The organism is Methylomonas sp. HW2-6 (assembly GCF_052474525.1).
In genome coordinates, this window is the sequence record NZ_CP184124.1 from 3,266,356 (window position 1) to 3,278,008 (window position 11,653).

Annotated in this window: 8 protein-coding genes; 4 read left to right on the plus strand and 4 right to left on the minus strand. The window is 54.1% G+C overall.

All coding sequences use genetic code 11. The features are described from left to right. The first annotated feature begins 222 nt into the window (after nucleotides 1–222). The 4 genes from ACH518_RS15790 (at nucleotide 223) to ACH518_RS15805 (ending at nucleotide 8,818) form a co-directional block, all read left to right on the plus strand. Nucleotides 223–5,706 carry a glutamate synthase-related protein gene (locus ACH518_RS15790; RefSeq protein ID WP_445370787.1) on the plus strand — a complete coding sequence of 1,828 codons (5,484 nt, stop codon included), beginning with the start codon at nucleotides 223–225 and terminating at the stop codon, nucleotides 5,704–5,706. A gap of 108 nt (nucleotides 5,707–5,814) precedes the next feature. Continuing rightward, on the plus strand, nucleotides 5,815–7,557 hold the full coding sequence (locus ACH518_RS15795) for a sulfite reductase subunit alpha (protein ID WP_445370788.1): 1,743 nt from the start codon (nucleotides 5,815–5,817) through the stop codon (nucleotides 7,555–7,557). A 292-nt stretch (nucleotides 7,558–7,849) separates the two neighbouring features. Then, nucleotides 7,850–8,242 (plus strand): bacteriohemerythrin, encoded by a 393-nt coding sequence (locus ACH518_RS15800; RefSeq protein WP_445370789.1) that lies wholly within the window; start codon nucleotides 7,850–7,852, stop codon nucleotides 8,240–8,242. Nucleotides 8,243–8,248: 6 nt separating this feature from the next. After that, nucleotides 8,249–8,818 (plus strand): alpha-ketoglutarate-dependent dioxygenase AlkB family protein, encoded by a 570-nt coding sequence (locus ACH518_RS15805; RefSeq protein WP_445370790.1) that lies wholly within the window; start codon nucleotides 8,249–8,251, stop codon nucleotides 8,816–8,818. 35 nt (nucleotides 8,819–8,853) lie between these two features. On the opposite strand, the gene nqrM is transcribed toward ACH518_RS15805, so the two are convergent. The 4 genes from nqrM to ACH518_RS15825 all read right to left on the minus strand — a co-directional run bounded on the left by nqrM (nucleotide 8,854) and on the right by ACH518_RS15825 (nucleotide 11,649). After that, a complete protein-coding gene (gene nqrM, locus ACH518_RS15810) occupies nucleotides 8,854–9,048 on the minus strand; it encodes a (Na+)-NQR maturation NqrM (protein ID WP_140913992.1) in 195 nt (64 codons plus the stop codon). A 91-nt stretch (nucleotides 9,049–9,139) separates the two neighbouring features. Continuing rightward, nucleotides 9,140–10,360 (minus strand): NADH:ubiquinone reductase (Na(+)-transporting) subunit F, encoded by a 1,221-nt coding sequence (nqrF, locus tag ACH518_RS15815; RefSeq protein ID WP_445370791.1) that lies wholly within the window; start codon nucleotides 10,358–10,360, stop codon nucleotides 9,140–9,142. 12 nt (nucleotides 10,361–10,372) lie between these two features. Continuing rightward, nucleotides 10,373–10,981, minus strand: coding sequence for an NADH:ubiquinone reductase (Na(+)-transporting) subunit E (gene nqrE / locus ACH518_RS15820; RefSeq protein ID WP_140913990.1), 609 nt, complete (start codon nucleotides 10,979–10,981; stop codon nucleotides 10,373–10,375). Beyond that, nucleotides 10,981–11,649 (minus strand): NADH:ubiquinone reductase (Na(+)-transporting) subunit D, encoded by a 669-nt coding sequence (locus ACH518_RS15825; RefSeq protein WP_054759006.1) that lies wholly within the window; start codon nucleotides 11,647–11,649, stop codon nucleotides 10,981–10,983. Before ACH518_RS15825 ends, nqrE begins: the two co-directional genes overlap by 1 nt. Between the last annotated feature and the right edge of the window lie 4 nt (nucleotides 11,650–11,653).

An 11,653-nucleotide genomic window follows, 5' to 3' on the forward strand; every position in this document is an offset into this window, starting at 1 on the left:
GCCTGGAGCCACACTCAGCAAAGTTAAATGCGCGAAATGACAGGGACAGGCCTACATGGTATGATTGGAAAGTTTCGCCGACTGAAATTCGGAAGTTATTGCGCGTTTTTCCCCGCTCGTTGAGACGACTCTAACACGCAGCAGGCAGAAAAACCATAAACAGCGTTTTCGGCAAGGAAAACACCGGTAACGCATCAATCAGTAGACAGGATCTGGATAGCTATGATTAAAAACGCCCAGAAAATCAATTCAGTACACATGCTTTACGACGCCGACTTGTCTCAGGACAGTTGCGGGGTCGGCTTCATTACCCGCAAGGACAGCAAACAGACCCACGAACTGCTGCTGAAATCGCACGAAGCACTCTGTACCATTCCGCACCGCGGCGGCATGAGCGCCGAGGGCATCGGCGACGGCGCCGGGGTCAATATCGACCTGTCTTTGAAGTTTTTCCGTAAAGTCACCGGCAACCCAAGCTTGATATTGGGCCAATTCGGCGTAGCCAACTTCTTTTTTCCGGAAGACCACACCCATTACGACTCCGAAGCGCAAAAACTGGTCGAGGAACACCTGAAAGAATTCGAGCTACCGGTTTTGAAATGGCGTGAAGTGCCGGTCGATACCTCGGTATTGAACGCTGCCGCGGTCAAAGCCCAACTACCGATCAAGCAGCTGATTTTCGGCCGGCCGGCGTCGTTGCAAGACGCCAGCCACGAGGCATTCGAAAAACACATCCAGCAGGCCCTGCTGGCCATCGAAGCCGACGGCTTCAATCGTCCGGAATTGCAGGGCTTCTACCCGCTATCCATGAGTTCGCGCACTCAGGTGTATAAAGGCCGCTTGAATTCGTTCGAGGTCATCCCTTACTTCGTCGACCTGTACGACGCCGACCACGAAATCAGCACGCTGTTCTTCCACACCCGTTTCTCCACCAACACCGCGCCGGCGACGATGATGGCGCAGCCGTTCCGTTACATGGCGCATAACGGCGAGTTGAACACCGACAAGAAAAACCGCTTGAGCGAAAACGCCATCGCCCGGCAAAATAACAAGCACATCGTGTTTCCGTGCGGCCAGTCTGACTCCGGCCGTCTCGATCAAACCCTGACCCGTCGCATCAACGAAGACGAACTCGACATCGTCACCGCAATCCTGGCGATGATGCCTCCGGCCTGGGAAAACGACCCGACCCTGTCCGACGAAGTTCGCGCCATGCTGGAATATTTCAGCTTGTACGAAGAAAAAAACGACGGCCCGGCAGCGCTGATATTCAACGACGGTACCCGCGTCGGCGCCCGCCTGGATCGTTTGGGCCTGCGGCCGCTGCGTTCGGTCGAAACCGCAGACTATCTGGCCGTAATGTCGGAAGCCGGCCAAATCGACTTCCCTCCCGAACAAGTATTGCGCCGAGGCCGGATTGAGGCCGGCGGCATGCTGTATTTCGACCACAACACCGGCGAGTCTTACGACAGCCACCAGGTCATGGCGCGTCTGGCGAGCGAAAAAGATTACAAGGCGATGTTGGCGCAGCGCTGCGTGCACATGGATCAACTGCCGAAAGTGGAACTTTCCGAGATCGGTAGCGACCACTCGCTGAACACAGAACAGTGCCACACTGCGTATTCTCTGAACCAGGAAAGTTTCAAATTCCTGCTGGATCCGATCCTGCAAACCGGCCTGGAAAAAGTCTCGGCGATGGGCTATGGCCTGACCCCGAACGCACTGAGCTCGGCCGAGGGCGGCATGTCGCGTTATTTCAGCCAGCGCTTCGCTCAGGTCACCAATCCGCCGCTGGATTCGCTGCGGGAAAGCGACGGCATGACGCTGCGCGTCGCGCTGGGTGCCAAACCGACCTTCGCACCGCCGACCAGCAAACAGTTGATGATCGAATCGCCGATTCTACAGCGTACGCAACTGGAACAAATCCGCCGCCAAACCTTGGTCAAAACCGTGACCCTGGATATGCTGTATACCCCCGACTTCGACGATGCCGCGCGCAACGAACAAGCACTGGAACACGCATTCCTGGCTGTGTGCGAACAAGTCGAGCAAGCCGCGCGCAACCATACCGGCATCATTGTTCTAAGCGATGCCAACATCGGCCAAACCCGCGCAGCGATCCCGGCCTTGTTGATGATCGCCGCCGCTAACCAGCATCTGGTCAAACAGGGCCTGCGCTTCAATTCATCCATCATCATGGAAACCGGCCAGGCCGCCAGTCCGCACGATGTAGCGACCATTTTGGGTTTCGGCGCTTCGGCAATTTGCCCACTCAGCGTGCATAACCGGGTCATGACCGAATATGCCGACGAAGCCGGCCGCAAAAAAGCCCTTTACAACTTCCAGAAAGGCGTCGAAAAATCGCTGATGAAAACCATGGGCAAATTCGGCCTCTGCACTGTGGAAAGTTACATCGGCGGCGAGTTTTTCGAATCCAACTATCTGGACACCGACGAGCCGAAATTAAAACCCTATTTCCCGAACATCAACTCATCGGTCGGCGGTGCGCGCTACGCCGACATCGCCGCCAGTTCCCGCGAATGGCACCATAAAGCGCTGTCGGTGCAAAGCGAAAACGACATCCCGTTCCTGGGCCTGTTCAAAGAACGCCAGGACGGTGCTGGCCACACTTTCGGCAATACTGCGGTGCGCGAATATATCGCGATGACCGACGAGCCGATTCTGTATATCCCGCAGCAACAGGCTAACGAAGCCAGCGATAATGCTTACCGCGATTTCGGCTACGAAAAACGTACGCCGGCGCAAATCGACGCTTTCGGCATTACACCGGCCTATCGCAGCTTTACTCGCAATCTGGCTCAAGAGCGTGCCAACCGGCCAGCCGCATTGCGTGACGTGATGGAATTCCCGGTCGATATAGCGGACGCCGAGACCCAAGCCGATTTCGATCGCCTGCTCGGCAGCCAAAACCTGCATGGTAATAACAACTTTCTAGTCCGCGGCTTGAAAGTTTCGCGCACCAACGGCGCCGTGTTCAAAATCGAATTGACCGAAAACTCGAACAAATCTCGGCTGGAGCAACTGGCGGAACATCTCAAATCACGTTTCGCCGACCAGGATTTCTCGGTCGCCATCGAAGCCGACAGCCTAAATGCACGGATCAACGATACCGACAGCATACTGTATTTTTACCTGAGCAATCTCCGCAGCAGCCGCGAGCGGCTGGACTTAGCGAAGGTACAACCGGCGCACGAAATCACCCCAACTTTTGCATCCGGGGCCATGAGTCACGGCGCATTGTTGGCCGAGGCCCACGAAGCGGTCGCGCAAGGTACCAACATTGCCGGCGGTATGAGCAACTCCGGCGAAGGCGGCGAACACTCCAGCCGCTTCGGCACGATTCGCTCCAGCAAAATCAAACAATTCGCGTCCGGCCGTTTCGGGGTTTGGGCCGGTTATTTGGCCGACCCGAATCTGGAAGAAATCGAAATCAAAATCGGCCAAGGCGCTAAACCGGGCGAAGGCGGCCAATTGCCGGCTCCGAAAGTCTCGGTGGAAATCGCGGCCTTGCGCGGCGGTACGCCGAAAGTCGAACTGGTCAGCCCGCCACCCCACCACGACACGTACTCGATCGAAGACTTGGGCCAATTGATTCACGACGCCAAAGCCGCCCGGGTTAGGGTCGTCGTCAAACTGGTTTCCTCCGAAGGTATCGGCACGATCGCCGTCGGCGTCGCTAAAGCCGGCGCGGACGTCATTAACGTCGCCGGGAACACCGGCGGCACCGGCGCCGCGGCGGTCACCAGTTTGAAAAACACCGGCCGCTCGCCGGAAATCGGTATCGCCGAAGTCCACCAAGCCTTGGCCGTGAACGGATTACGCGATAAGGTCACGTTACGCTGCAGTGCCGCGCACCAGAACGGCACCGACGTGGTGAAATCGGCCATCCTCGGCGGCGATTCGTTCGAATTCGGCACCACCGCATTGATGATGCTGCGCTGCGTGATGGCAAAAAACTGCAACATCCGCTGCCCGGCCGGCCTGACCACCGCCCACGAGGAATTCAAAGGTGATCCGCGCGTGTTGGCGCAGTTCTTCATGAATCTGGCCCACGAAGTGCGGGAAATTCTGGCCGACCTGGGTTACACCAGCCTAAAAGAGATTCGCGGTAAAACCGAGCTGCTGCATTTAATCAACCATCCGAGCATGATCGGGCAGTTGCATCTGCAAAAACTGTTGGCGGAAGTACAGGAAATCAAAGTCGAAAAGCCGATATACCTGGAAAAAGACTTTACCATCGACGATCTGATCTTCGCGCAAGTGAAAACAGCTTTGTTCGAACAAGGCCACAAACAAGTCGTGATCGAGGGCAGCGAGTTCAAACTCAACAACCGCAACAAAACCGTCGGCGGCCAAACCGCGATCGATATCGAGCGCTTATTGCACTATGAAATGAGCGCCGAGCAAATCGCCGCCAGCCAAATCGTGTACACCAATCAACACGGCCGCCGTTATCTGGCGGACGATACCGTCATTGTTCGCACCCACGGTTCGGCGGGACAAAGTTATGCGGCATTCAATAACGACGGCATGCGCATGGAACATACCGGCACTTGCAACGACGGCGTCGGTAAAACCGCTTGCGGCGGCGTAATCGTGATCAAGTCACCCGGCGGCGGCTCGAATAAACCTGGCGAAAACGTATTGATCGGCAACTTTGCCCTGTTCGGCGCCTCCGGCGGCAAAGCCTTCATCGAAGGCGAGGCCGGCGACCGCTTCGCGGTGCGCAATTCCGGCGCGATGGCGGTGGTCGAGGGCGTCGGCGATTTTGCCTGCGAATACATGATCAACGGCGCGGTCCTTAACCTGGGCGGTTTCGGTAAAGGTTTCTGCACTGGCATGTCCGGCGGCAACGCCTACCAATACGACCCCGAAGACCGACTGGAAGAACTGTACGACGACAGCTCGGTCAGTATCCATCGATTGACCGACGGCGGCGACGTCGCAGCCAGCCACGAACAGTTCATCCGTTATATGCTGGAGCAACACGTCGAGCATACCGGCTCGACCAAAGCCAAAGCGATTCTCGCCGATTGGGAACAACAACGCGGACATTTCAAATTCGCGCTGCCGCTGTGGCTGAATCGTACCCAAACCGCGGAGTATTTGAGCAAATCTCTGGACCGAAAAGCGATGATCGAAGAGCTGTCGGTGGCATTCGCGCAAAACCAGATCGAACAGATCAAGCAAGCGCACAAAACCGGTAATGCTTTGTTCAACGGCGCCATACCCGGCTACGGCGAAACCGACAGCGAGTTGACGCTGAAACTGATCAACAGCTATGCGGTGGTTGACAAGGCCCAGCAAATCGCTCGCGACCAGCTGATCAAAGCCAATATGCCTTTGACCCAAAGCTTGATCGATAAATACGCGGAGAAACTATTGATGGAGCGTCCACGCAAATTGCAAGACGCATTGGTGAAAAACATTCGCGAGGCCTACAGCCAATACGACGATCAACAATTGGCGACGCTGATGGCGGAAAAGCGCTTGAACGACTATAAGACCACGTTGAAATTGCGCGACGTCCAAAGCATTTATTCAATAGGCTCCACCGCCTGGATTATCGAGCAGGACCGCTTCAACCGCCAAGCGCTGGCGGGCGTGCCAACCATCGACAAGAATTTGGCCAGCCTGGAAAGCCTGAGCATCGTCAAGGAAATGCTGGAAACTGAAGCCGCATAACCTTGGCCGGTCGGGTTACAGCGCATCCGCGCTATGAATTAAACACCCGGCCAAACTGGATTAATAGTTTAACGGGCCGCCGTAGTGCGGCCCAAAGTTGGTAAAGAAATGAAATCACCTTTTATCCCCGAAAACGCGCCTTATTCCGATATTCAACGTGCCTGGCTCAGCGGATTTTTTGCCGGCATGCATAGCCATATGGTGCAAAACTCGAATAGCAGCAACCAGAGCAATAGCAGAACCTTACATATTTTGTTCGGCAGCCAGACCGGCAATTCCGAGGGTGTAGCTCATGACGCCGCCAACCGCGCCAAAAGCCACGGCTTGGTACCGGTAGTCAAAGGCATGGACGAAATCGATATCAGCCAGTTAGCCAAAATGGAATATCTGCTCATCATAACCAGTACGTATGGCGAAGGTGCGATGCCCGATAACGCCGAAATGCTCTGGGAAACCGCCAAAGCAGAGTCAGCCCCCCGTTTGGAAAACATCAAATACTCTATCTTGGCGTTGGGCGACACCAGCTACGACTTGTTCTGCCAAGCCGGCAAGGATTGGGACGAGCGCTTGGCGGCATTAGGCGCGCAACGCTTGTTCGACCGGGTCGATTGCGACGTCGATTTCGAGGCCCCCGCCGAGCAGTGGCTCAGCGAAGTAATCCCCTTGATGGCAGAAGGCGCCGCCACCGTCGCCGTGCTGGATACCGATAATCGCGCCGCAGCCAAACCGGCTTATAACCGCAAGAATCCGTTCCCGGCCAAATTGATGGTCAACCGCTTGCTGACAGCCGAAAACTCGTCCAAGGAAACCCGCCATTACGAAATCTCCATCGCCGGTTCCGGACTCAGTTACGAAGCCGGTGACGCGATGTGCGTCATACCTAGCAATTGCCCGCAATTGGTTGCCGATATCGTCAAAGCCCTGGGCTGTACCGGCGGCGAAGACGAGCCGGTCAACGGCGAATTGATGACACTATCGGAGGCGCTGCGGACCCATTTCGAAATCAAAACTCCAAGCAAAGAATTCGTCGAGGAAATCGCGAAGCGTTCCGGCGACCAGGAACTTAACGGCATCCTGCAGGCCGGCGACAAAGAGAAAATATCCGATTATTTGTGGGGCCGCGATACGCTCGACCTATTATTGCAATTTCCGGCCGTCGAATTTTCCGCCGCCGAATTTCTAGGCCTATTAAAACCGCTTCAACATCGGGCCTATTCGATCTCTTCCAGCAGCAAACTGACTCCGGACACCGTGCATCTGACCGTGGCCAGCGTGCGTTACGACGCCCACGGCCGCCATCACAAAGGCGTCTGTTCGACCTATCTGGCCGACTTGGCCGACAGCAACAGCGACGTTAAAATTTTCTTTACGCCGAACAATAACTTCCGGGTTCCGAGCGACGATAGCCTGCCTATGGTCATGGTCGGCCCCGGTACCGGTATCGCACCATTCAGAGCCTTCCTGCAAGAACGCCAAGCCCGCAATGCCAGCGGCAAAAACTGGCTGTTCTTCGGCGACCGCAACGCCTCGACCGATTATATTTACCGCGACGAAATCGAAGCGATGCAAGCCAGTGGCCTGTTGACCAAGCTCGATCTGGCCTTCTCCCGTGATCAAGCGGAGAAAATCTATGTTCAAGACCGGATGAAAGAACACGGCGCCGAATTGTTCGCTTGGTTGGAACAGGGCGGCTATTTTTTCGTTTGTGGCGACGCTTACCGGATGGCAAAGGATGTCGATCAAGCCTTGCACGACGTCATTCGCGAGCACGGCAAAATGAGCTTGGTTGAAGCTGTTGAATACGTTAACGGCCTGAAGAAAGACAAACGTTACGTCAGAGACGTTTACTGATCGAACCAACCAATCCAACTCGGTTCGTTTCCACATTTTCCTCCGACAATCCGCCTAGGCAAACTCTACTTACCTAGGTGGATTGTACGCCAACCATCCTATTTTTACTTTTCCAACCGATTGGCCTACCCTACTGTTTGAGGCGAATAAATATCGCTCTATAGCGGTCTTGACATGCCTCCGATTACGACAAGGACAGCGCTACGGCATGTTCAGCATTGGCATCATTACTGCTAATCTAACTCAAGCCTTTTTCAGACAAAGGCTGATATTTCGCTTCGGACAATCAACAATGACATTAATCGATGAAGCTACGATTTCCGCAACCGGAAACGACGTGATCGACGACGATCACGTCGAATTTATTCAGCTTGTCAATCAATTGGAAAAGGCAGACAACCCCGAGTTTGCACAACTGTTTCGGCTGTTACACGAACACGTAGTGGCACACTTCGAACGCGAAAACCAATTGATGGCACAATGCGGATTTCCGGCGGAAAGCGAACACAAAAGCGAACATCAACGAGTATTGTCCGAATTCAAACAATTTCAAGCCAGAGTCGATAAGGGACTAGTCGGGTTCGGCCGCGCCTTTGTCCGGGAGCGCTTGCCGGGATGGTTCGCCGTACACGTAGCAACGATGGATAGCGTATTGGCGAGTTATATTCGGCAATATCAGGCATAGCCTGTTATGGATGCGAACGGCAGTCTGCAAATTATCGAGCGGTTTTACGCAAAGGCTGAATGCGAGGAGATTTACCGGCGTTTCATGCTCGACCACGATTGGCCGGTCAACGTCTACACCGTCGGCGGACGCCGTTTTGCGCTACCGCGCTTACAAACCTGGCATGCCGACTCGGGCATTCGTTACAGTTACCGTTACAATCTGTTGGAAACCCGAGCATGGACGCCGCTTCTAGTCGAGATCAGGCAACGAGTCGAAGCTTATCTGAATATTTCGTTTAATTCGGTATTGGCCAACCTCTACCGCGACGGCAACGATTATGTGGGCTGGCACGCCGACGACGAGCCGGAACTGGGAGAGCGACCCTTTATCGCCTCTTTAACGTTCGGTACGGCGCGCAACTTTGCGTTTCGCCATAAAAAACTCGATCAGCAAGGCGAGGTTAAATTGGCCGACGGTGCATTGCTGATTATGCATCCCGAATTTCAACGCGATTGGAAGCATAGCTTACCGCCGGATTCCGGACTTGACAGCGGCCGAATCAATTTGACTTTCCGCAAGGTTATCTCGCCTTGACCGGGGCTTCCAGCTTTTGCTAACCGCATCGCCGTTCAAGAATGTTCGGCGGGGGCCGCTTGCGCTTGTTGAGCCTCAAACTTCTTTCTTTTATCGCACTTCTCGGTACAAATACAGTTACCTGTCCCGCCGCAGGAACCTTTGATCGCGTTTCGGCCGAAAATGACCCCAACCGCCATGATAGCGATCACGACCAGCATGAATAAAAACGTCGCAAGAAAATAACCCATATCGATTGTCCAGTTATATAAGCCTTAGAAACGAAAAAACGAGGGACGACCCTAATCGCCCCCCGTTTTTGTCTACCCGATCAATCTGCGGTTAGCCGCCGAAGTCGTCCAAGAAAATGTTTTCTCTGTCGACGCCGTTAGCCACCAGCATATTGATCACCGAGGAGTTCATGATCGGTGGACCGCACATGTAATACTCACAGTCTTCCGGGGCCGGATGGTTTTTCAAGAACTCTTCGTACAGAACGTTGTGGATGAAGCCGGTATAGCCTTTCCAATTGTCTTCCGGCAGCGGATCGGACAATGCCACGTGCCATTTGAAGTTTTCGTTCTCGGCTTGCAGCATGTCGAAATCTTCAACGTAGAACATTTCGCGTTTGCTACGCGCACCGTACCAGAAAGTAATTTTGCGATTCGACTTCAATCTGCGCAATTGATCGAAAATATGCGAACGCATTGGCGCCATACCGGCACCGCCGCCGATGAAGACCATTTCGGCGTCGGTATCTTTGGCGAAAAATTCGCCGTACGGACCCGATACCCAAACTTGGTCGCCCGGTTTCAGGTTGAAGATGAACGAAGACATGATGCCGGGCGGCACGCCTTCCGGCGCACTTGGCGGCGGCGTGGCGATACGCACGTTCAGCATAATTTCTTTCTCTTCCGGATAGGAAGCCATCGAGTAGGCGCGCAAAGTCGGTTCTTTTACATCCGACACATAGCGCCACAGATTGAATTTATCCCAATCCGGCCGGTACTCGTCAGCAACATCCATATCCGCATATTTGGAAACGTGCGGCGGACACTCGATTTGAATGTAACCGCCGGCGCGATAGTTGATCGCTTCGCCTTCCGGCAATTGCAATACCAGTTCCTTAATGAAGGTCGCGACGTTGTCGTTAGATTTGACGGTGCAAAGCCACTTTTTGACGCCGAATACGCTGTCTTCGACCTCGACCGCCATATTGGTTTTCACCGCGACCTGACAAGCCAGGCGCTCGCCGTGGGCCGCTTCACGCTTGGTGATGTGCGACAACTCAGTTGGCAGAATATCGCCACCGCCGCTATGCACTTTTACCTTGCACTGACCACAAGAACCGCCACCGCCACAAGCCGACGATACGAATAACTGGTTGTCGGACAACGCATTCAATAATTTGGAACCGGCCGGCACGTGAATCTTCTTCTCGTTATTGATCAGAATTTCCACATCCCCGGCGGCCACCAGTTTGTTTTTCGCGCCGATGATCAGGAACACCAGCGCAATCACGATAGCCGTGAAGAAAATAACACCTAATGCAATTTCTAGCATTACGATACCCTTTTACAATTGAATTCCAGAGAAAGCCATGAAGCCCAAGGACATCAAGCCTGCTGTGATGAAGGTGATGCCCAGGCCTTGCAGCGCGGCAGGCACATCGCTGTATTTCAGTTTCTCGCGAACACCGGCCATCAAAGTGATAGCCAACGCCCAACCAAAACCGGAACCGATACCGTAAACCACACTCTCGCCGAAATTGTAGTCGCGTTCGATCATGAACAAACTACCGGCCAGAATAGCGCAGTTAACGGTAATCAAAGGCAGGAAGATACCCAGCGCGTTGTACAAAGCCGGTACGAACTTATCCAGGAACATTTCCAGAATTTGCACGATCGCGGCGATCATACCGATACAGCTCAGCAAGCTCAAAAAGCTCAAATCCACGCCGGTGATACCCAGCCAAGCCAAGGCATCTTCTTTCAACAAAGTTTGATAGATGAACTGGTTGGCCGGTACGGTCAAGGTTTGCACGACCATTACCGCAATGCCCAACCCCATGGCGGTGGCTATTTTCTTGGACACGGCCAAGAAGGTACACATACCCAGGAAGAACGACAGAGCCAGGTTTTCAATGAAAACCGCTTTAACAAATAATGCGATATAGGCGTCCATTAGTGATGCCCTCCTTCACCGTGAGCAATAGCCATGATTTTGAACTCATTGTGTTCGACTTGTTTGGGTTTCCAGGTACGGAAGGCCCAAATAATCAAGCCGATAACGAAGAAAGCGCTGGGCGGCAACAGCATCAAGCCGTTCGGCACGTACCAGCCGCCGTCTTTGACCAGCGGCAGAATTTCGATGCCCAACAACTTGCCCGATCCCAGAGTTTCGCGCACCAGCGCCACCAGAATCAGAATCAAGCTGTAGCCGGCGCCGTTGCCGATACCATCGATAAAGCTTTGCAGCGGCGGATTTTTCATCGCGTACGCTTCGGCGCGACCCATCACGATACAGTTGGTGATGATCAAACCGACGAATACCGACAGTTTTTTGCTGACATCGAACGCGAAGGCTTTCAGCAACTGGTCGACCACGATTACCAGCGAAGCGATGATAATCATCTGCACGATAATCCGGATGCTGCTCGGCGTGTGCTGGCGCACGGCACTAATCGCCGCACTGGAGCAGGCTGTAACCGAAGTCAGAGCCAACGCCATGATCAACGAGGTCGACATTTGCGAGGTCACCGCCAACGCCGAGCAAACCCCCAACACCTGCAAGGTGATGGGGTTGTTATCGACCAACGGTTCAAATAATACTTTTTTGGTTTCTTTGTCCATGACG

Bases quoted from the DNA above. Each gene is read 5' to 3' on its own strand.
- ACH518_RS15790 (WP_445370787.1), top strand. From the start codon at position 223: ATGATTAAAAACGCCCAGAAAATCAATTCAGTACACATGCTTTACGAC.
- ACH518_RS15795 (WP_445370788.1), top strand. From the start codon at position 5,815: ATGAAATCACCTTTTATCCCCGAAAACGCGCCTTATTCCGATATTCAA.
- ACH518_RS15800 (WP_445370789.1), top strand. From the start codon at position 7,850: ATGACATTAATCGATGAAGCTACGATTTCCGCAACCGGAAACGACGTG.
- ACH518_RS15805 (WP_445370790.1), top strand. From the start codon at position 8,249: ATGGATGCGAACGGCAGTCTGCAAATTATCGAGCGGTTTTACGCAAAG.
- nqrM (WP_140913992.1), bottom strand. From the start codon at position 9,048: ATGGGTTATTTTCTTGCGACGTTTTTATTCATGCTGGTCGTGATCGCT.
- nqrF (WP_445370791.1), bottom strand. From the start codon at position 10,360: ATGCTAGAAATTGCATTAGGTGTTATTTTCTTCACGGCTATCGTGATT.
- nqrE (WP_140913990.1), bottom strand. From the start codon at position 10,981: ATGGACGCCTATATCGCATTATTTGTTAAAGCGGTTTTCATTGAAAAC.
- ACH518_RS15825 (WP_054759006.1), bottom strand. From the start codon at position 11,649: ATGGACAAAGAAACCAAAAAAGTATTATTTGAACCGTTGGTCGATAAC.